The sequence below is a fragment of the Mycetohabitans sp. B3 genome (assembly GCF_021498065.1).
Lineage (GTDB): Bacteria > Pseudomonadota > Gammaproteobacteria > Burkholderiales > Burkholderiaceae > Mycetohabitans.
This window is the reverse complement of the sequence record NZ_JAHLKN010000039.1, coordinates 275,867-295,269: the sequence shown is the minus strand read 5'-3', so window position 1 is coordinate 295,269 and position 19,403 is coordinate 275,867. Positions and strand designations below refer to the sequence as shown.

Genomic DNA, 19,403 nt, shown 5'->3' with positions numbered 1-19,403 from the left:
GCGACTCCTAGTGCGCCGGGGTAGCGCCATGCGCGCCCCCGGATCGATTCAACGTGGCTGGCGTGTCGGCCGGCGCACGCGGCCCCTGTTCCGACGGGGGCTCGTATGGACCGGGTATCGGTTGTTGGGCGGGGGGCATATCGTCGCCGCTGCCGGTGTCCGGGGTGGCGGTACCACCGCCCGCGGCGCCTGCCGCTGACGCGCCCACAGCGCCCACAGCGCCGCGTGGCGGATCGCTGCGAGTACTCTTGCGCGCCGCATCCGCGAGCACCGACGCAGACGTCACCGCCGCTGCGACGGCCGGGTTCGATGCCGCCTGTGGCGCGAAGGCGGCGCTGCTGCTGACCACCGACGCCGGCAGCGCGGCTTGTATTGGGGTTTGCGCGCCGCCGATCACCGGCGTGCCGCCGAGGTCGGTCGCCGACGCTGCCATCGCGACGGAGGCGGCTTCGGCACCGGGCTTGACGCGGTCGATCAGGTAATAGTCAAGCACTTTGCGGGCAATTGGGCCGGCCGCCCGGGCTCCCCAGCCGCCATTCTCGACGATCAATGCGAGCGCGATCTGCGGGCGCTCGACCGGCGCGAAAGCGATGAACAGCGCGTGGTCACGCAGGTGCTCGGCCAGCGCATGCGCACGGTATTTCTGGCCCTGCAGCGAAAACACCTGCGCCGTACCAGTCTTGCCGGCCGACGTATAGGGTGCGTTACCAAAGATTTTGTACGCGGTGCCTGACGGGCTGTCCATCACGTTTTTCATCGCGTGCTTGACGACGTCGAGGTCCGCCTGCGTGATGCCTTGGATGCGGCCACTGGATTTGGGCACCGTCAGCCGGAATTCGCGCGTGATCGGGTTCTCGACATCCTTGACCAAGTGAGGTTTCATGACCACACCGTTGTTCGCCAGCGTCGCGACAGCGTGCGCGAGTTGCAGGATCGTATACGAATTGTAACCTTGGCCGATGCCGAGACTGATCGTCTCGCCTTCGTACCAGCGCTGCTGCTCGGGCTTGCGATAGGCGCGTTTCTTCCAGTCGGTGGACGGCAGCACACCGCGTGCTTCGCCCTCGACGTCGATGCCGGTCTGCTGGCCGAACCCCCACTGCTTCATAAAACTCGCAATCGTGTTGACGCCCAGATCGTGCGCGAGCATGTAGTAATACGTGTCGTTGGACACGACGATCGAACGGTACATGTCGACCCAGCCCTGTCCCTGTGGCACGTCGTTGCGGAATGTGTGGCCGCCGAACGTGTACGAGCCAGGATCCTGGAAGCCCCAATTCGGCGTACGCTTGTGCGTGGCGAGCGCGGCCAGCGCCATGAACGGCTTGTATGTCGAGCCAGGCGGATAGGTGCCGCGTAGCGGCCGGTTCAGCAGCGGCCGGTCGGGTGACGTATTCAACTCGTCCCAGGTTGGCTGATCGATGCCATCGACGAACAGGTTTGGATTGAAGCTGGGCGACGACACGAACGCAAGCACGTCGCCCGTCGACGGTTCGATGGCGACCAGCGCGCCGCGCTTGCCTGCAAATGCCTGTTCCGCGCTTTGCTGCAGGCCGATATCGAGTGACAGCCGCAGATTGTTGCCGGGCTTGGCCTGGGTGCGTGACAGCGTGCGCACCGGGCGGCCACCCGCGGTCACCTCGACTTCTTCGAAGCCCGTCACGCCGTGCAACTCGGTCTCGTAGCTCTGTTCGACGCCGATCTTGCCGATATAGTCGGTGCCATTGTAGTTGTTCGCATCGAGTCGCGGATCGTAGTGTTCCGGGTCACTGTCGTTTTTTTCGCTGGCCGCGTCGATGCGCTCCTGGTCGCGCTGTGAAATACGGCCGATGTAGCCGATCACGTGCGCCGCGGTCGTACCGAGCGGGTATTGCCGGAACAGCCGCGCGCGCACTTCCACACCCGGAAACCGATAGCGCTGCGCGGTGAAGCGGGCCACTTCGTCGTCGGTCAATCGCGTGCGAATCGGTAGACTCTCAAAGTTTTTCGAGTCCTCCTGCAGTTTCTTGAAGCGGCGGCGGTCGCGCGCATCGATATTGACCACGTCCGACAGCTGCTCGATGACCTCATCCAGTGTGCCGTCGATCTTCGATGGCGTGATCTCCAACGTGTAGGCCGAGTAGTTCTTCGCAAGCACCACGCCGTTGCGGTCGATGATGATGCCGCGATTCGGCACGATCGGCGCGACCGAGATGCGATTTTCGTTAGCCTGAAGCGAGTATTTGTTGTAGTTCCAGACTTGCAGATACAGAAAGCGACAGCCGATCAGCGCGAAGCACGCGAGCACGAACACGCCCGCGGCGGCCACACGAAGCTTGAAGCGCGCCAGTGCCTGCCGGGGATGGTTGAACTGCGTCATCTGCGAGCGGGCCCCGGTCAAATCGGTCGCGTGTCGTCGTGGTCGGCCGCGCGTTTCTGCGGCAACAGCAGTAGCACGCTGGCAACCGGCCACAGCAGCGCGCCGACGAAGCCGTCCAGCAAGTAGCCCCAGCCCGGGAATGCACCGCCGGCAATCAGCCGAATCGCGAACGGCACGGCCTGCGCGAGCATCAGCAGCGGCATCACGACGAAGACCTGCGCACCCAGCGATAGCCACAGCACGCGCCGGTGCACCATGATTGCCCCGTACGACAGCAGTGTGTAGGCGAGCGCGTGCTCGCCGAATAGGCTCGCATCGTGCACGTCGATTAGCAGCCCAAGCAGGAACGCGATGCCCATGCCGACCTTGCGCGGTTGATGCACGTTCCAAAACAGCAGCACGATCGCGACGAAATCGGGCACGCCGATCCACTTGCCCCATGGCAGCAGATTCAAAAAAAACGCCGCGGCCAGGCTGAAGGCAATGAAGTACGGATTGACCGGCAGCAAGATGTGATGAGGTCGATTCATTGCCGTGCTCTGGTTACCGTGGCCGACGCGGCTCGGGCAGATAATGCCGGCGAGCCGGTGCCCGTCGCAGCCGGTGTCGCGGCGTTCTTGCCGGCGGCTGCCCTCGCGCCTTTCCTGGCCTTTGCCTTGCCGGCATCCTTGGCCGCGCCGGTGTCCGTGTCGGTGGGATGCGGCGGCGTGCGCGCATCGTAGCGCAGTACCAACAACTGGCGGGCGCCCCGCACCGGCGCGAGCGGCTCGCAGACCACCCGGGCGAATGTGGTGTCCGCTTGGCGGTCGACGCGAATAACCTTGGCCACCGGCAGTCCCGGCGGGTAGACGCCGTCCAGCCCATTTGTCACCAGTTCGTCGCCGGTCTTCACATCAGCGCTGGTCGGCACGAACCTTAGATCCAGTACGTCGCCCTTAGGGGTGCCGTAGATGACGCTGCGAATGCCGGTGCGTACCACCTGCACTGGCACCGCCTGGTCCTTGTCGGTCAGCAGCGTGACCTCAGATTGCAACGGGAAGACGCGTGTGACTTGCCCGATTACGCCTTTTTCGTTCACCACCGGTGCGCCTGCCTGCACATCCTGCTGGCTGCCGCCGGCGATGATGACCTTCTGCGTGAACGGGTCGCGCGTGTCGTACTGAATCTCGGTGGGCGTTGTCTGTATCGTTGAATGCTGCTGTAACTGCAGCAGCCGGCGCAGATGTTCATTCTCGGCCAGCAGTTGGGCCGCTTGCGACGCACGTACCGACAACTGCAGGTTCTTGTCGCGCAGCGTCTGGTTCTCGCTGCGCAACGAATGGATCGTGACGAATAGGTCGGTGCCGCCGACGATCAGATCGCGTGGCACCAGCGCCGCGCGTTGTAAAGGATAGAGCCCCGTGCCGATCACTTCGCGCACGACTTCGAGCGTTTGGAAACGCGCGTCGGTAATCAACAGTACGAGCGCGAGACCGACAAACGTGAACAGACGCGCGAGCGCCGAAGGACCTTGCTTGAACAGGGGCGGCGGACTGTATTCCATGGTCGACGCCCGAAACCGCATTTACTTCAGCCGGATCATTCGTACGAGAAGATGCTGCCGAGCTTGTCCATCCGCTCGAGCGCCATGCCGGAGCCGCGCACCACGCACGTGAGCGGATCCTCGGCTACCAGCACCGGCAGCCCCGTTTCCTCCGCGAGCAGCCGATCCAGGTCGCGCAGCAGTGCGCCGCCGCCGGTCAGCATCATGCCGCGCTCGGCGATATCGGCGCCCAGTTCCGGCGGCGTCTGTTCCAGGGCGATCTTGACCGACGAGACGATCTGGTTCAACGGGTCCGTTAGCGCTTCCAAGATCTCGTTGCTCGAGATCGTGAAGCTGCGCGGGATCCCTTCGGACAGGTTACGGCCCTTGACCTCCATTTCTTTCACTTCGGAGCCGGGGAACGCCGAGCCAATCTCCTTCTTGATCGCCTCGGCGGTCTGCTCGCCGATCAACATGCCGTAGTTGCGGCGGATGTAGTTGACGATCGCTTCATCGAACTTGTCGCCGCCGACCCGTACCGAGCCCTTATATACGATGCCGCCGAGCGAAATCACGCCCACTTCGGTGGTGCCGCCGCCGATGTCCACGACCATCGAGCCGGTCGCCTCCGACACTGGCAGGCCGGCGCCAATCGCCGCGGCCATCGGTTCCTCGATCAGGTAGACTTGCGATGCGCCGGCGCCGAGCGCGGCTTCACGGATTGCCCGGCGCTCGACCTGTGTCGAGCCGCACGGCACGCAGATGATGATTCGCGGCGACGGCGAGAACATTCTCGATTCGTGCGCGGTCTTGATGAACTGCTTGATCATCTGCTCGGTGACGCGGAAGTCGGCGATCACGCCATCCTTCATCGGGCGGATCGCCTCAATGTTGCCCGGCACCTTGCCGAGCATCTGCTTAGCTTCTCTGCCCACGGCCTGGATCGTCTTTTTTCCGTTGGGCCCGCCTTCTTGGCGGATTGATACAACCGACGGCTCGTCGAGCACGATACCCTTGCCGCGCATGTAGATCAGTGTGTTGGCGGTGCCTAGATCAATCGCCAGATCGTTCGAGAAATAGCTGCGGAGAAAACCGAACATTAAAAATCCTGTCTCGCGGATGCCGGTCGCGGGAAATGTGCGTATGCGCCGGCGGCGGGTAAAACAACAGCTTCGGCAGAGGTCCGGAAGGCGGCCGCCGCGCAGTCACGAAGCTGCGGGAACAAAAATTTTACCGGCGCAGGCGGTGCACGCATCTGGGCAACGCGAATGCCGCAGCCGCGGGAGTATGCGCGTGCGGAGGACATTGCTGAAAGATGACGGTAAGGCCGGCCGGGTTTAGGGCGAACGCGTAATGATACCTTATAATTCCAGCTCATTCGAAGAAAAGCGGGGGACGTTTTTGCCCGCTTTTCCCCCTCCATTCTTGGTGACCGCATGGCCTTGACCCCCACTGACGTAAACCGCATTGCGCACCTGGCGCGCATCGAGCTCGGGCAACGCGAGGCCGAGCCCATACTCGAGCAATTGAACCAGTTTTTTGGCCTGGTCGAGCAGATGCAGGCTGTGGACACGACTAGCATCGCGCCACTCGCGCATCCGATCGAGCAGATCGAGGACGTCGCGCTGAGGCTGCGCGAGGACGCCGTGACCGAGCACGTGCGGCGCGAGGACAACCAGCGCTGCGCGCCGGCGGTGCAGGACGGCCTGTATCTGGTACCGCAAGTGATCGAATAACGCGACGCAGGAAAACCGCACGATGCATCAGAAAAGCCTTACTGAATTGCGCGCCGCGCTCGATACAAAGCAGGTATCGGCGCTCGAGCTTGCGCAGCACTTCCTGCAGCGTATCGAGGCCGCACGCGAGCTGAACGCGTTCATCGACGTGAATCCGCCACTGACGCTGGACGCGGCGCGCGCGGCCGACCAGCGGCTCGCGCGCGGCGAGCGTGGGCCGCTGCTTGGCCTGCCGGTTGCGCACAAGGATGTATTCGTGACCCGCGGCTGGAAGTCCAGCGCCGGCTCCCGGATGCTGGCCGACTACGTGAGTCCGTTCGACGCGACGGTCGTCGAGCGGCTGACGGCGGCGGGCATGGTCACGCTGGGCAAGACCAACATGGACGAGTTCGCGATGGGCTCGTCCAACGAGAATTCGTTCTTCGGCCCGGTACGCAACCCGTGGGACCGGAATACGGTGCCGGGCGGCTCGTCGGGCGGCTCGGCCGCGGCGGTGGCCGCTGCACTGGCGCCGGTGGCCACCGGCACCGACACCGGCGGCTCGATTCGCCAGCCGGCGTCGCTGACTGGGATTACCGGCATCAAGCCGACCTACGGCCGCGTCTCCCGCTACGGGATGATCGCGTTCGCGTCGTCGCTCGACCAGGGAGGGCCGATGGCGCGCTCGGCCGCCGATTGCGCGCTCGTGCTAGGTGCAATGAGCGGTTTTGACCCGCGCGATTCGACGAGCTTGCCACGCGACGCGGAAGACTACACGCGCTGGCTTGGCAAGCCGTGGCAGGATGCCGGCGCGCTCGCCGGCCGCCCGCTCGCCGGGCTGCGCATCGGGTTGCCGCGCGAGTACTTCGGCGCGGGGCTGTCGGGCGACGTGCGCGCGGCGATCGATGCGGCACTGCGGCAATACGAGGAACTTGGCGCGACACTGGTGGACGTATCGCTGCCTAAGACGGAGCTGTCGATCCCAGTCTACTATGTGATCGCGCCGGCCGAGGCGTCGTCGAATTTGTCACGTTTTGACGGCGTGCGCTACGGCCATCGCGCGGCCGAGTACCGCGACCTGCTCGACATGTATAAGAAGACACGCTCGGAGGGCTTTGGCGCCGAGGTCAAGCGCCGCATCCTAGTCGGCACGTACGTACTGTCACACGGCTACTACGACGCGTACTACCTGCAGGCCCAAAAGATTCGTCGGATCATCGCGCAGGACTTCCAGAACGCGTTCGAGCAATGCGACATGATCATGGGCCCGGTGTCGCCGAGCGTCGCGTGGAACCTGGGCGAGAAGGCCGACGATCCGCTGCAGATGTATCTGGCGGACATCTATACGCTGTCCACGAGCCTAGCCGGATTGCCGGGCATGAGCGTGCCATGCGGCTTTGGCACTGGCGCCCATGCGGCGCGGCCGGTCGGCCTACAGATCATCGGCAACTATTTCAACGAAGCGCGGATGCTGCAAGTCGCCGATGCGTTCCAACGCGTCACCGATTGGCATCGGCAAGTGCCCGCGGGAGTCTGACTATGCAGTGGGAAGTGGTAATCGGGCTGGAGACACACGCGCAGCTGTCGACCCAGTCGAAGATTTTTTCCGGGGCCTCGACGCGGTTCGGTGCCGAGCCGAACACGCAGGCCTGCGCAGTTGATTTGGCCTTGCCCGGGGCGCTGCCCATCGCAAACCGGGGCGCCGTCGAGCGGGCTATACGCTTCGGGTTGGCGATCGGCGCGACGATCGCGCCGCGCAGCGTGTTTGCGCGCAAGAATTACTTCTATCCGGATTTGCCCAAGGGCTACCAGATCAGTCAGTACGAGTTGCCGGTTGTGCAAGGCGGCTCGATCACGATCCAGGTGGAGGCGAACGAAAAGGCTGGCCGCGATGCGTACGAGAAGACGATCAGATTGACTCGAGCGCACTTGGAGGAGGACGCCGGCAAGTCGTTGCACGAGGATTTCGCCGGGATGACCGGCATCGACCTGAACCGCGCTGGCACACCGCTGCTAGAGATTGTGACCGAGCCGGACATGCGCAGCGCCGCCGAGGCGGTGGCTTATGCAAAGGCGTTGCATTCGCTGGTCGTCTGGCTAGGTATTTGCGACGGGAACATGCAGGAAGGCTCGTTTCGCTGCGACGCGAACGTGTCGGTGCGCCGGCTCGGCGAGCAGGCATTGGGCACACGCGCCGAAATCAAGAACTTAAACTCGTTCCGCTTTCTGGAAGAGGCGATCCAATACGAGGTGCGCCGCCAGATCGAGCTGATCGAGGACGGTGGCACCGTTGTGCAGGAAACCCGGCTGTACGACCCGGACCGTGGCGAGACGCGCTCGATGCGCAGCAAGGAAGACGCGCATGACTATCGCTACTTCCCTGACCCGGACCTGATGCCGCTCGTGATCGACAGCGAGTGGATCACCGAGGTCCGCCGCGCGCTGCCGGAATTGCCGGACGCGATGAAGCGTCGCTTTGCCGAACAGTACGGCTTGCCCGGCTATGACGCGGGTGTGCTCACAACGTCACAGGCGCTTGCCGCGTACTACGAGGCAGTGGTGTCCAAGGTGGGCGTTGCGAATGCGAAGATGGCGGCGAACTGGGTAATGGGCGAGCTTGCGTCGCAGCTGAACCGCGATGGGCTGGACATCGGGCAGTCGCCGGTATCGGCCGCGCAATTGGCGCTAGTTCTCGTGCGGATCGCTGACGGTACGATCTCGAACAAGATCGGCAAGGAGATTTTTGGCGCGATCTGGGACGAGAAGGCCACCGACGACACGGCGGCAGACCGCATCATCGACGCCAAGGGACTCAAGCAGATCTCCGACAGCGGCGCGCTCGAGGCGATTCTGGACGAGGTGCTTGCCGCCAATCCGAAGTCCGTCGACGAATACCGCGCGGGCAAGGACAAGGCATTCAACGCGCTGGTCGGTCAGGCGATGAAGGCCACGAAGGGGCGGGCCAACCCGCAGCAGGTCAACGAGCTGTTAAAGAAAAAGCTGTCCTGATCGTGCGCGCTGGTACATCGTGCCAGCGGACTCGAAGACTCATCGCAACCTGATGGTCGCCGAGCTATTGTTGCGGCGGCTGGCGGGGTTGGACCTGCGTTATCCACCGGCCAAGGCCTCGCTCAACGGTATCGTTGTCAAGTAATCCGTAGAGGCTGGCGCGTGCCGCCAGCTTCCACGATCATCCGTCAACAAGGAAACAACACACCATGCTGCGAGTCATCACCGCCAATCTGAACGGCATACGTTCCGCCGCGAAGAAAGGCTTTTTCGACTGGTTCGGCAAACAGAACGCCGACATCGTCTGCGTGCAGGAAATCAAGTGCTCGCAGGATGACATGACGCCCGAATTCCTCGCGCCGCACGGCTTCACCGGCTATTTCCAGCATGCGCAGAAGAAGGGGTACAGCGGCGCCGGGCTCTATACGAGGCATGAACCGGACGAGTTCATCGCCGGCTTCGGCAGCAAGGCGTTCGACCACGAGGGACGCTATGTCGAGCTGCGCTACGGCGACCTGTCGCTGGTGTCGGTCTATGTGCCGTCGGGTTCGAGCGGCGAGGAGCGGCAGGCGGTCAAGTACCGCTTCATGGATGATTTCTATGTGCACCTGGACGAGCTTCGGCGCGAGCGCGAAGTGATTTTCTGCGGCGACGTCAACATCGTGCACAAGGAAATCGACATCAAGAATTGGAAAGGCAACCAGAAAAACTCCGGGTGCTTGCCCGAAGAGCGCGCATGGTTAAGCAAGGTATTCGACGAGCTTGGCTATGTGGACGTCTTTCGCACGCTGGATCCGCGGCCCGAGCAGTACACGTGGTGGAGCAACCGCGGCCAAGCCTATGCGAAAAACGTCGGGTGGCGAATCGACTACCAGATCGCGACAGCCGGTATTGCCTCGACGGCCAGGCGCACGTCGATCTTCCGCGATATTAAGTTCAGTGATCACGCGCCGCTAACAATCGACTATGACTACACGCTGCGCCGCCGCGCGGCGTGACATGGCCGGCGCTCGTCGCGTCCGCTGCGGCGTCGCCACGTGGCTTAACGGTTGTGTCGGTAGCGCGGCAATGCGTCGGTAGTCGTGCCGAGCGCCTTTGCATACAGTGGCAGCATGTCGGACAATCGCTTGCGCAGGTCAGCGGCGCGCTGCGGCGTCATCGGATGGGCCGCGATGAAACTCGTCTTGCTGGCGCCCGGCAGGGCGGCGGCCCGGCTCCATACCGTCAGCGCGGCTCTTGGGTCAAAACCGGCGCGCGATGCGATCTCATCGCCGATCACGTCAGCCTCAGTCTCGTCGGCTGCATCGTAGCGTAAGTGCGCGAGGTGCGTGCCGATGTCCAGCGGCGTGGACCCGAGATCGGCCAGCCCAAACAACTGCGGGATCGTGCCGGCGCCCAATTGCGTGGCCTGTTGCCGGCCCAGGCGTTCGCGCGCGTGTTCGCGCAACGCGTGAGCCACCATGTGGCCCATCAGCATCGCCAGTTCATTGTCGTTCGGGCGCAGACGCGTGAGTAGCGCGCTGTTGATCAGCAGTTTGCCGCCGGGCAGGCAGCGGATCATCATGTGCGGCGAGCGTACCACATAGGCTTCCCATTGCCACCGTTTCGCGCGTTCATTCCATTTCAGCGCATACGGGATGAGCCTTTGCAGAATCGCGCGAACCCGTTTGACCTGCGGGTCGCCATCGGGCAGCAATTGTCCTCGCTGCTGGGCGCTGTGCACCCATTGCCGGTATTCGCCGCTGGCCTGTTGTTCAAGCATTGACGGCGAAATCAGGTGGCGGAACGCCGCCGCGTTGCCGAAGCGCACCGCCTGAGCCGGATCATATGACCCGGCGTTGCCGGTCCTCGGCTGCGCGCCGGACGGCGGCGCGATGGCACCGCCGATCAGCAGCGCCACGCCAGCCAGTCGTCTGGCGAGCGCCAGGACGCCTGCCCGAGGCGGCCGCGGGCACCGAGCGCGTCCAGGACGCCAACTGACATACGGGCGCCGCATCAGCGTGCTCTCCATGGTGCAACCCGCGGCAGCAGCAGCATGCCCGGGATCGCCAGCACGGCGCACAGCAGAAAGAACTCAAACCAGCCGGTCTGCGCGACGATATAGCCGGCGCCGGCATTGGCGAATGTGCGAGGCATCGACGCGAGACTGGTGAACAACGCAAACTGCGTTGCGGTATAGCGTGGGTCAGTAGTGCTGGCGATGTATGTGGTGAACGCGGCCGTACCCAGGCCTGTGGCGAACGCCTCGAGGCTGATGACCACGGCCAGTCCAGGCAGCGTATGGCCCGTGCGGGCAAGCGCTGCGAAGCCAAGCACTGCGACCATCTGCGCGACGCCGAAAATCCACAAGCTGCGCGCCGTGCCGATGCGCATTAGCCATATGCCGCCGAGAATGCCGCCGGCAATACTCGCCCAAAAGTTGCTGGTCTTGGCCACCAGTCCGATCTCAGTTTTCGTAAAGCCGATGTCCAGGTAGAACGACGTTGCCAGCGACGTCGCCATGTTGTCGCCGAGCTTGTACAGGAAAACGAACGCCAACACGATCAGCGCCTGCTTCGCACCGTCGCGCGCGACGAATTCGCGAAACGGCATCACCACGGCTTCCTCCAGCGTGCGTGGCAGTGTGCCCTGCACCTGCGGCTCGCGCACCACGAGCGCCGTCACCACGCCAGGCAGCATGAACGCCGCGGTGACCGCAAAGACCGTCGACCACGCGAAGTGGTCTGCGAGGATCAGCGACAGCGAACCGGGCACGAGGGCGGCTAGCTTGTACGCGTTCACGTGGATTGCCGTGCCGAGGCCCTGCTCGGTGTCTTTCAGCAACTCGCGTCGGTACGCGTCGAGCACGATGTCCAGGCTTGCGCTGGCGAATGCAAGGGCGGCTGCGAGCACGGCCACCGTGCGGATTGAGTTGCTCGGCGACACGAAGCCCATGGTGGCGACCAGCGACAGCACGCCGAGTTGAGTCAGCAACATCCAGCCACGCCGTCGCCCAGGGCGCCAGCGGCCGAACCCGGGCACGAAGCGGTCCATTAACGGCGCCCACACGAATTTCCACGTATAGGGAAACTGCAACAATGCAAACAGGCCAATGGTTTTGATATCGACGCCGCCGCTGCGCAGCCACGCCTGCACCAGAACCAGCAGCGTAAACAGCGGCAGTCCCGAGGTGAATCCAAGGAACACGCAGATCAACATGCGTGTATTGAAGTAGGCGCGCCAGCCTGAGTGGGGATCGCGTGCGGCCAGTGTGCGGGCTTCGTGAGGTGGAGTGGACATGGATCTGCGGTCAACGAAAGGGACGGTCAAATTTTCTTGACGCGATAGACCGCAAGACTACCACGCCAGTTCGTTCCCCACCGGATCGCGCGGCCGCCGTGCAGTACGGCTCGCTCCAGAATCCGGATGCCGACCTCCGGAGCAAGTGTTTCGAAGTCGCGGATCGTCAGCACGCGCACGTTCGGCGTGTTGTGCCATTGGTAGGGCAGTGATTGGGAGACCGGCATGCGGCCGTGGAGCACCGCGAGCCGATGCCGCCAGTAGCCAAAATTGGGAAACGACACGATGCATTCCTTGCCGACCCGCACGGTCTCGCGCAGGATCGCCGCGGTCTGGTGGAGGGTCTGCAGCGTCTGAGACAGGATCACGAAATCGAAGCTCTGATCCTCAAACAGCCGCAGGCCGTCCTCCAGATTTTGCTGGATGACGTTGACGCCCTTTTGTGCGCAGCCAAGCACGCCCGCATCGTTGATCTCGATCCCGTAGTCGTGCACGTCCAATTCCTCAGCGAGGATGGCCAGCAGCGAGCCATCCGCGCAGCCGGCATCGAGTACGCTTGCGCGCGGCTCGACCCAGCGCGCGATCATGCGGAAATCGGCGCGGGTGGACAGGGTATCGAAGGCTTGCTGGTTCATGCGCCGATCTCCGTGGCGATGCGTTCGTAGTAGGCGCGCACCAGATTGTGATAGCGCGCGTCGTCGAGCAAGAATGCGTCGTGGCCGTGCGGCGCATCGATTTCGCCATAGGTCACGTTGCGCTTGTGGTCGAGCAGCGCCTTGACGATTTCTCGCGAGCGCGCCGGCGCAAAACGCCAATCTGTTGAAAAGCTGACTACGAGGTAGTTGGCCTGTGTCTGCGCGAGCGCCGCGGTCAGGTCGCCATCGTATGCCTTGGCGGGGTCGAAGTAGTCCAATGCGCGCGTGATTAGCAGGTAGGTATTGGCGTCGAAATAGTCGGCGAACTTGTTGCCCTGGTACCGCAGGTACGACTCGACTTCGAATTCGACGTCAAAATTGAAATTGTAGGTATCCATCGCTCCGTCTGCGCGGCGCAGCGCGCGGCCGAACTTCGCGGCCATATCGTCGTCGGACAGGTACGTGATGTGCCCGATCATACGCGCGACCCTGAGGCCGCGGCGCGGTTTGACGCCGTGCGCATAGTAGTCACCGCCATGGAAATCCGGATCGGACAGGATCGCTGAGCGGGCGACCTCGTTGAACGCGATGTTTTGCGCCGACAGCTTGGGCGTCGAGGCGATAACCACACAATGTGCGACGCGTTGCGGATACAGGATGCTCCAGGCGAGCGCCTGCATGCCACCGAGCGAGCCGCCCATCACCGCGGCAAAACGCTCGATGCCGAAATGATCGGCGACGCGCGCCTGCGCATTGACCCAGTCCTCTACGGTGACCACTGGAAAGCGCGCGCCATAGGGCAGGCCGGTGGCCGGATCGATGCTCATCGGACCGGTGGAGCCGAAGCACGAGCCGAGATTGTTCACGCCGATCACGAAGAAGCGGTCCGTGTCGAGTGGCTTGCCTGGGCCCACCATGTTGTCCCACCAGCCGAGGTTCTTGGGCTCATGTTCATACACTCCGGCCACGTGGTGTGACGCGTTCAGCGCGTGACAGACGAGCACCGCGTTGGAGCGCGCAGCGTTGAGCGTGCCATAGGCTTCAATCGTCAGATCGTAGCCGGCGAGTGACAAGCCGCTTTGCAGGTGCAGCGGTGTGGTGAAGTGGAGCGTTTGTGGAACGACGATGCCGATCGAACTCATACCCTTGCCTGTGTTGTTGTCCGCTTGCGCGGGCGTGCGGATAACAAGTCGGCAAAGGGTCAAAGGTGCTGCGTGTATGGGCGCACGCATGGACCGCTGACGACCGCTTTAGCCGGATTTGTACTGAACCGCTTGGGTTCGCGCGCCCGCAATCGAGTCAGCAAATCGGCGCGCAGAGGAAAGCTTGTGACCGACAAGTATAAACGAAATTGTTCCGCTGACGTAGGCGGCGCAGGTATGGCCGCTATTGCAGCAACAGCCGCAGCTGTGCAGCGGCGTGCTCAAACGGCTTTTGTGAAAGCCGCTGCGCGCATAGTGGTGCCAGCGCCCCAGCACGTAGCGGATGATAAGGTCCGCGCGCAACGCCGGATCGTAGCCGCACGGCAACGTATCGGCATGCTCGGCGCACGCCAGCCTCAGGCGCTGGCGCAGCGAAGCTTGCAGGCGCTCGGTGAGTTGGCTCATGCGTGCGGTCAGCCGCGCGTGCGGCCCGGCGCCGTTCGTGGACGATGGCGTGGCGCTGTCGGTCAGTGCGCACGGCGATTCGGGCGCCGTGCCGGGGCGTCTGGATGGCTGCCGCATGGTGCCCTCCGCGATGCGTTTAGAGGCTTGAGTCGTAACGATTTTATCGAACGTATGCGGCAGTCGATATAGTGCGCACGTCCAGTGCCCGCCAGCGCTGGCGGGCCGCTCGAAGCCTTGGGCACGGGGGGTAAGTGCCCAACCATCCATACAGTGCGCAGTCCCAGGCGCTTGTAGCGTTTCAAATGCGAGCGGGTGTCCTCGACCAGCGTTGCGTCGCGCGCCCGCACTCGCGCGCGGCGCAATGTGCGGCGCAGCATGCCGGCATCGGGTTTGGCGTGCCAGCGGCCGCGGTACCGCATCTGCTCGATGGCGATCACTTGTTCGAACAGCTCAGTGATGCCCAGCGCGTCGAGCACGGCCTGCGCGTAGCGGCGCGGGCCGTTGGTCAGCAGGATCCGGCGCCCCGGCAGCGCGCGCAACAGCCGGGCGAGCCCGCGCTCGGCGCGCAGCATCGAATGCAGATCGTGGAATCGGTGGACCTGCGCGAGGAAATCGTCAGGATCGAGTGGATGGTGCTGTGCGAGTCCCAGCAGTGTCGCACCGTAGCGCCGCGTGTAGTGCACGCGTAGCCGGTCCGCTTCGTCCCGGCTGACCTGCAGCGCACGCTCGATGTAGTCGGTCATCGCCCGATTGATTTGCGGGAACACCGCATGCGACGCGTGGTGCAGCGTATCGTCCAGGTCGAACAACCAGACCGGGCCGCGCGGGTGGGCAATGCGCCGCCGGCGCGCGCGCGTGGCCATGGTCAGTGCGACCGGATCATCGTGCCAAACGGCTGCTCGGTCAGGATCTCGAGCAGTACCGAGTGCTCGATGCGTCCATCGATGATGTGCACGGAGCGCACACCGCTCCTGGCCGCGTCTAGGGCTGACGAGATTTTCGGCAGCATGCCACCGGAGATCGTGCCGTCGGCGAATAGTGCATCGATCTCGCGCGCCGACAGATCCGTGAGCAATGTGCCGCTCTTGTCCATCACGCCCGGGATGTTTGTCATCATCACCAGCTTTTCCGCATTCAGCACGACCGCCAGCTTGCCCGCGACCAGGTCCGCGTTGATGTTGTACGCGAGCCCATCCTCGCCGAAGCCGATCGGCGAAATGACTGGGATGAACGCATCGTCTTGCAGCGCCCGCACGACCGCGGGATTGATCGAGTCGACCTCGCCGACTTGGCCGATGTCGAGAAATTCACCCGGCTTTTCCCGGTCCGGCATCAGCAGCTTGCGTGCATGGATCAGTCCGCCGTCCTTGCCCGTTAAGCCGACCGCGTGGCCACCAACATGGTTGATTAGCGTGACGATGTCTTGTTGCACCTCGCCGCCGAGCACCCACTCGACAACCTCCATCGTTTCCTCGTCCGTCACGCGCATGCCTTGTATGAACGTGCCCTGCTTGCCGATTTTCTTTAGCGCCTGGTCGATCTGCGGGCCGCCACCATGGACGATGACCGGATTGATGCCCACCAGCTTCAGCAGTACAACGTCGCGTGCGAAGCCTTGCTTCAGGCGCTCCTGCGTCATCGCGTTGCCACCGTACTTGATCACGACCGTCTTGCCGTGGTACTGGCGGATGTAAGGCAGCGCTTCCGCGAGGATTTCGGCCTTCAGCGCGGGTGAGATGGCAGGCAAATCGTTGGTGTTGGACATGGTGCGAGCGGACTGAGCAGGCAAACAACCGCGAATTGTACAGGACTGAAGTGTCGGCACGATGCCGCTCGCCGGGCTTTTTTGACGTGTCTTGTCGTCCTGGCGTGCTGCCGATAAAAGACGCGCAGACATTGGGAACCCCATCATCGAGCGTGCCGATAGTGTGGTGCTGTGACGCGGCCGGCACGAAGTGTCGCCCGCCTGTCGTAGCGCGTACGCCACGCTGCTGCAGTGCCCGACTGCAGCGCGCTGGCACTTGCGTCATAGTGTCGCGAGCGTGATCGAGCTTGAGTTGACTGCGGGGTCGTGCCACGTCAAACCGGTAAACTTGTCGCATGACACCGTATGCAAATCCCGGCCGGGTCAATCTCGGCCATATGTTCTGGCTCCGTTGCCTGGCGATCATTGGCCAACTGGTCACTATCGCCGTCGTGCAGATCGCCTATGGCGTGCATTTGCCGCTCACCGCGATGCTCATCGTCATCGCGTTGGAAGTGATCTTTAACATTCTGACGTGGATCCGCGTGGCCCAAGCCAAGCCGGAAACGCACATCGAGCTGATGGGGCAGCTGTGGGTCGACCTCGGTGCGCTGTCCGCGCTGCTGTTTCTATCGGGTGGCACGACCAATCCGTTCGTGTCGCTGTACTTGCCTTCGCTGGCGATTGCGGCGGCGGTGTTGCCGTGGCGTCTGGCCGCATGGCTCGCGGCGTTCGCAGTCGCCTGCTATTGGTTGCTCGGCTTCGATTCAGTGCCGTTGAACATGGACAACCCGGCCAACCTGTTCGATTACTACCGGGCCGGCATGTGGGTAAACTTCATGGTCAGCGTCGGGCTGATCTCGTGGTTTGTCTCGCGCATGTCGTCCGCGTTGCGCAAGGGGGATGCGGCATTGGGCGAGGCGCAGGAGCGGCTGTTGCGCGACGAGCGGGTGGTGGCGTTGGGCGCGCAGGCCGCCAGCGTCGCGCACGAGATCGGCACGCCACTGTCGACGATCGCGATGGTGGCCGAAGAGTTGCGCGACCTGTCCCATACCGACCAGGCGCTTGCGCCCTATCAGGCCGATTTCGACCTGCTCGAGCAACAGCTGGCGTTGTGCCGTTCAGCGCTCGCCCGGCTGCGCACACGGGCAGCGCTGCCCACCGGCCAACAACCGGTGGGCAGTTGGCTCGACGCATTCATCGAACAGTGGCGGCTGCGTCACCCGCATGTGAATTTCTCGCGGATCGGCACGGCGCCCGCCGACGTGTTGGTCGCCGATACCGTGGCGGTCGGGCAGATCTTGACCATCTTGCTGGACAATGCGGCCCGGGCCTGCCGCGAATCGGTGACGTTGGAGGCGGCGTGTGACGGCGACATGCTGGTCTTCGACATTCGCGACCGCGGTCCTGGCATTGCGCCTGAACGGCGCGCCAAACTCGGGCAGGCACCGGTCGAAAGCACACAAGGGGGCCACGGCGTTGGCTTGTATCTCGCGTTTACGACGGCGGCGCGGCTGGGCGGCTCGATCGAGCTGACCGAGTTGCCGCAGCCGGCCACCACGGGCACCCGTGCGATGCTGCGCCTGCCCGCGATCCAAGCGCATTCAAATGGAGAAGTACAATGAGCGAAATGAATTTTCTGGTGATTGACGATGACGAGGTATTTGCTGGCATCCTCGCGCGCGGCCTGACCCGGCGCGGCTATACCGTTCACCAGGCGCACGAGCGCGACAGCGCACTGAAGCTCGCTGATGCGCTGCCGTTCGGCCAAATCACGGTCGACCTGAATCTGGGCAATGATTCGGGGCTGCATTTGATCGCACCACTGCGTAAGCTACAGCCCGAGGCGCGAATCCTCGTGCTGACCGGCTATGCGAGCATTGCGACGGCGGTGCAGGCCGTCAAGGACGGTGCGGACAATTATCTGGCCAAGCCGGCCAACGTGGAGACGATCCTGGCGGCGTTGCGCGTGGACGCAAGCGAGTCACAAGCCGACGAGGCGCTCGAGAATCCGATACCGCTGTCGGTGGCACGGCTCGAATGGGAGCACATCCAGCGCGTGCTGTCCGACAACGGCGGCAATATTTCGGCGACCGCGCGTGCGCTGAACATGCACCGCCGCACGCTGCAACGCAAGCTGGCGAAACGGCCCGTGAAGCAATGAGCGGTGCACGCACGGCGGCGAGCCGCGTTACAACACGTAGCGTGACAGGTCTTCGTTTTGCGACACGTCGTTCAGTGCACTGTCCACGTACGCAGCGTCGATCTTGACCGATTGGCCCGAATGGTTGCCGGCCGAGAACGAAATTTCTTCGAGCAGCTTTTCGATCACCGTGTACAGCCGCCTCGCGCCGATGTTTTCAGTCTTTTCATTAACCGAAAAGGCGATTTCTGCCAGGCGCTTGATGCCGTCGTCGGCAAACTCCAGGTGTACGTTTTCGGTTGCGAGCAGTGCCTGGTATTGCTTGACCAGGCTCGCGTCGGTGCGTACCAGGATCGATTCGAAGTCACCGACCGACAGCGAATCGAGTTCGACGCGGATTGGAAACCGTCCTTGCAGTTCGGGAATCAGATCGCTCGGTTTGGCCAGGTGAAACGCCCCGCTGGCAATGAACAGGATGTGGTCGGTCTTCACCATGCCGTACTTGGTGTTGATCGTCGTGCCTTCCACAAGCGGCAGTAGGTCGCGCTGTACGCCCTGGCGTGACACCTCGCCACCGCCGGCTTCCTGACGCGACGCAATCTTGTCGATCTCGTCGAGAAAGACGATGCCGTTCTGTTCGGCGTTCTGTACCGCGCGGGTCTTGATATCTTCTTCGTTGACCATTTTGGCGGCTTCCTCATCGGTCAACAGCTTCAAGGCTTCTTTGATCTTGACCTTGCGGTGCTGCTTCTTGCCGCCGCCGAGATTGGCGAACATCGAACGGATCTGCTCCGTCATTTCCTCCATGCCGGGCGGACCCATGATGTCCATGCCGACCTGTGGCGCCACGATGTCGAGCTCGATTTCCTTGTCGTCGAGCTGGCCTTCGCGCAGTCGCTTGCGCAATGTCTGGCGCGTCGCGCTCTCGCGCTCGCTCTCCTCGCTGGTCGGGCTGAAGCCGACGGGCCGTGCCTGCGGCAACAGGATATCCAGGATGCGGTCCTCCGCCAGGTCCTGTGCCTTCGTGCGGACCTTGTGCATTTCCGATTCGCGTGTCTGCTTGACCGAGATATCGATTAGGTCGCGCACGATGCTATCGACATCGCGTCCAACGTAGCCGACTTCTGTGAACTTCGTGGCCTCGATTTTGATGAACGGCGCGTCGGCGAGCTTGGCCAGGCGTCGCGCGATTTCGGTCTTGCCCACGCCAGTCGGTCCGATCATCAAAATGTTCTTCGGGGTGATTTCCTGGCGCAACGGCTCTGGCACCTGCAGACGGCGCCAGCGGTTGCGCAGCGCGACCGCGACGGCGCGCTTGGCGCGGCCCTGGCCGATGATGTGCTTGTCTAGTTCGGAGACGATTTCAGCGGGAGTCATGGTAGTCATGTTC

At 63.3% G+C, this 19,403-nt stretch carries 17 protein-coding genes and 2 pseudogenes; 7 read left to right on the top strand and 12 right to left on the bottom strand.

The features are described from left to right. Positions 1–7 precede the first annotated feature (7 nt). Genes mrdA through KQH55_RS13680 form a run of 4 tightly spaced genes read right to left on the bottom strand, consistent with a single transcriptional unit; the run spans position 8 to position 4,981 of the window. Positions 8–2,359 carry a penicillin-binding protein 2 gene (gene mrdA / locus KQH55_RS13695; RefSeq protein WP_235091375.1) on the bottom strand — a complete coding sequence of 784 codons (2,352 nt, stop codon included), beginning with the start codon at positions 2,357–2,359 and terminating at the stop codon, positions 8–10. A gap of 17 nt (positions 2,360–2,376) precedes the next feature. Then, positions 2,377–2,889 (bottom strand): rod shape-determining protein MreD, encoded by a 513-nt coding sequence (mreD, locus tag KQH55_RS13690; protein WP_076785892.1) that lies wholly within the window; start codon positions 2,887–2,889, stop codon positions 2,377–2,379. Beyond that, a complete protein-coding gene (gene mreC / locus KQH55_RS13685; RefSeq protein WP_235091374.1) occupies positions 2,886–3,902 on the bottom strand; it encodes a rod shape-determining protein MreC in 1,017 nt (338 codons plus the stop codon). The genes mreD and mreC overlap by 4 nt, the downstream gene beginning before the upstream one ends. 35 nt (positions 3,903–3,937) lie before the next feature. Next, positions 3,938–4,981, bottom strand: coding sequence for a rod shape-determining protein (locus KQH55_RS13680; RefSeq protein WP_076785893.1), 1,044 nt, complete (start codon positions 4,979–4,981; stop codon positions 3,938–3,940). A gap of 336 nt (positions 4,982–5,317) precedes the next feature. On the opposite strand from KQH55_RS13680, the gene gatC reads away from it, so the two are divergent. From gatC to KQH55_RS13655, 5 genes and pseudogenes are all read left to right on the top strand, one after another. Further along, positions 5,318–5,617: an Asp-tRNA(Asn)/Glu-tRNA(Gln) amidotransferase subunit GatC gene (gene gatC / locus KQH55_RS13675; protein WP_076785894.1), complete on the top strand. Its 300-nt coding sequence runs from the start codon at positions 5,318–5,320 to the stop codon at positions 5,615–5,617. A 22-nt stretch (positions 5,618–5,639) separates the two neighbouring features. After that, positions 5,640–7,133 (top strand): Asp-tRNA(Asn)/Glu-tRNA(Gln) amidotransferase subunit GatA, encoded by a 1,494-nt coding sequence (gene gatA, locus KQH55_RS13670; protein WP_076785895.1) that lies wholly within the window; start codon positions 5,640–5,642, stop codon positions 7,131–7,133. Further along, the gene (gatB, locus tag KQH55_RS13665) at positions 7,130–8,605 is read left to right on the top strand and encodes an Asp-tRNA(Asn)/Glu-tRNA(Gln) amidotransferase subunit GatB (protein WP_235091477.1); all 1,476 of its coding nucleotides are present in this window, start codon (positions 7,130–7,132) and stop codon (positions 8,603–8,605) included. The genes gatA and gatB overlap by 4 nt, the downstream gene beginning before the upstream one ends. After that, a pseudogene (locus KQH55_RS13660) lies at positions 8,604–8,750 on the top strand (polyphosphate kinase 2 family protein); the annotation flags it as partial. The gene gatB and the pseudogene KQH55_RS13660, both read left to right, overlap by 2 nt. 64 nt (positions 8,751–8,814) lie before the next feature. Further along, positions 8,815–9,603, top strand: a complete 789-nt coding sequence (locus KQH55_RS13655) for an exodeoxyribonuclease III (protein WP_076785896.1) — start codon at positions 8,815–8,817, stop codon at positions 9,601–9,603. A gap of 44 nt (positions 9,604–9,647) precedes the next feature. Here the strand turns inward: KQH55_RS13655 and KQH55_RS13650 are convergent, their stop codons facing one another. From KQH55_RS13650 to argB, 7 genes and pseudogenes are all read right to left on the bottom strand, one after another. Further along, positions 9,648–10,505: a M48 family metallopeptidase gene (locus tag KQH55_RS13650; protein ID WP_235091373.1), complete on the bottom strand. Its 858-nt coding sequence runs from the start codon at positions 10,503–10,505 to the stop codon at positions 9,648–9,650. A 95-nt stretch (positions 10,506–10,600) separates the two neighbouring features. Next, positions 10,601–11,884, bottom strand: a complete 1,284-nt coding sequence (locus tag KQH55_RS13645) for an AmpG family muropeptide MFS transporter (RefSeq protein WP_076796588.1) — start codon at positions 11,882–11,884, stop codon at positions 10,601–10,603. Between the two features lie 26 nt (positions 11,885–11,910). After that, on the bottom strand, positions 11,911–12,519 hold the full coding sequence (gene metW / locus KQH55_RS13640; protein WP_235091372.1) for a methionine biosynthesis protein MetW: 609 nt from the start codon (positions 12,517–12,519) through the stop codon (positions 11,911–11,913). Continuing rightward, positions 12,516–13,661, bottom strand: coding sequence for a homoserine O-acetyltransferase (locus KQH55_RS13635; protein ID WP_076796585.1), 1,146 nt, complete (start codon positions 13,659–13,661; stop codon positions 12,516–12,518). Before KQH55_RS13635 ends, metW begins: the two co-directional genes overlap by 4 nt. A gap of 244 nt (positions 13,662–13,905) precedes the next feature. Continuing rightward, positions 13,906–14,153: pseudogene (locus KQH55_RS16730) on the bottom strand (nucleoid occlusion factor SlmA); the annotation flags it as partial. Positions 14,154–14,188: 35 nt separating this feature from the next. Beyond that, positions 14,189–14,989 carry a pyrimidine 5'-nucleotidase gene (locus KQH55_RS13625; RefSeq protein ID WP_235091371.1) on the bottom strand — a complete coding sequence of 267 codons (801 nt, stop codon included), beginning with the start codon at positions 14,987–14,989 and terminating at the stop codon, positions 14,189–14,191. 2 nt (positions 14,990–14,991) lie between these two features. Beyond that, positions 14,992–15,891, bottom strand: a complete 900-nt coding sequence (argB, locus tag KQH55_RS13620) for an acetylglutamate kinase (protein ID WP_235091370.1) — start codon at positions 15,889–15,891, stop codon at positions 14,992–14,994. 335 nt (positions 15,892–16,226) lie between these two features. Here argB and KQH55_RS13615 point away from each other — a divergent pair, with 335 nt between their 5' ends. Both KQH55_RS13615 and KQH55_RS13610 read left to right on the top strand, forming a co-directional pair. After that, positions 16,227–17,495, top strand: a complete 1,269-nt coding sequence (locus tag KQH55_RS13615) for an ATP-binding protein (protein ID WP_076785903.1) — start codon at positions 16,227–16,229, stop codon at positions 17,493–17,495. Beyond that, positions 17,492–18,034 (top strand): response regulator transcription factor, encoded by a 543-nt coding sequence (locus KQH55_RS13610; RefSeq protein WP_076785904.1) that lies wholly within the window; start codon positions 17,492–17,494, stop codon positions 18,032–18,034. The genes KQH55_RS13615 and KQH55_RS13610 overlap by 4 nt, the downstream gene beginning before the upstream one ends. Before the next feature lie 27 nt (positions 18,035–18,061). On the opposite strand, the gene hslU is transcribed toward KQH55_RS13610, so the two are convergent. Beyond that, the gene (gene hslU, locus KQH55_RS13605; RefSeq protein WP_235091369.1) at positions 18,062–19,399 is read right to left on the bottom strand and encodes an ATP-dependent protease ATPase subunit HslU; all 1,338 of its coding nucleotides are present in this window, start codon (positions 19,397–19,399) and stop codon (positions 18,062–18,064) included. Between the last annotated feature and the right edge of the window lie 4 nt (positions 19,400–19,403).

What these genes read in the sequence shown, in the direction of transcription:
- mrdA (WP_235091375.1), bottom strand. Translation starts at nt 2,359, where the DNA reads ATGACGCAGTTCAACCATCCCCGGCAGGCACTGGCGCGCTTCAAGCTT.
- mreD (WP_076785892.1), bottom strand. Translation starts at nt 2,889, where the DNA reads ATGAATCGACCTCATCACATCTTGCTGCCGGTCAATCCGTACTTCATT.
- mreC (WP_235091374.1), bottom strand. Translation starts at nt 3,902, where the DNA reads ATGGAATACAGTCCGCCGCCCCTGTTCAAGCAAGGTCCTTCGGCGCTC.
- KQH55_RS13680 (WP_076785893.1), bottom strand. Translation starts at nt 4,981, where the DNA reads ATGTTCGGTTTTCTCCGCAGCTATTTCTCGAACGATCTGGCGATTGAT.
- gatC (WP_076785894.1), top strand. Translation starts at nt 5,318, where the DNA reads ATGGCCTTGACCCCCACTGACGTAAACCGCATTGCGCACCTGGCGCGC.
- gatA (WP_076785895.1), top strand. Translation starts at nt 5,640, where the DNA reads ATGCATCAGAAAAGCCTTACTGAATTGCGCGCCGCGCTCGATACAAAG.
- KQH55_RS13655 (WP_076785896.1), top strand. Translation starts at nt 8,815, where the DNA reads ATGCTGCGAGTCATCACCGCCAATCTGAACGGCATACGTTCCGCCGCG.
- KQH55_RS13645 (WP_076796588.1), bottom strand. Translation starts at nt 11,884, where the DNA reads ATGTCCACTCCACCTCACGAAGCCCGCACACTGGCCGCACGCGATCCC.
- metW (WP_235091372.1), bottom strand. Translation starts at nt 12,519, where the DNA reads ATGAACCAGCAAGCCTTCGATACCCTGTCCACCCGCGCCGATTTCCGC.
- KQH55_RS13635 (WP_076796585.1), bottom strand. Translation starts at nt 13,661, where the DNA reads ATGAGTTCGATCGGCATCGTCGTTCCACAAACGCTCCACTTCACCACA.
- KQH55_RS13625 (WP_235091371.1), bottom strand. Translation starts at nt 14,989, where the DNA reads ATGGCCACGCGCGCGCGCCGGCGGCGCATTGCCCACCCGCGCGGCCCG.
- argB (WP_235091370.1), bottom strand. Translation starts at nt 15,891, where the DNA reads ATGTCCAACACCAACGATTTGCCTGCCATCTCACCCGCGCTGAAGGCC.
- KQH55_RS13615 (WP_076785903.1), top strand. Translation starts at nt 16,227, where the DNA reads ATGACACCGTATGCAAATCCCGGCCGGGTCAATCTCGGCCATATGTTC.
- KQH55_RS13610 (WP_076785904.1), top strand. Translation starts at nt 17,492, where the DNA reads ATGAGCGAAATGAATTTTCTGGTGATTGACGATGACGAGGTATTTGCT.
- hslU (WP_235091369.1), bottom strand. Translation starts at nt 19,399, where the DNA reads ATGACTACCATGACTCCCGCTGAAATCGTCTCCGAACTAGACAAGCAC.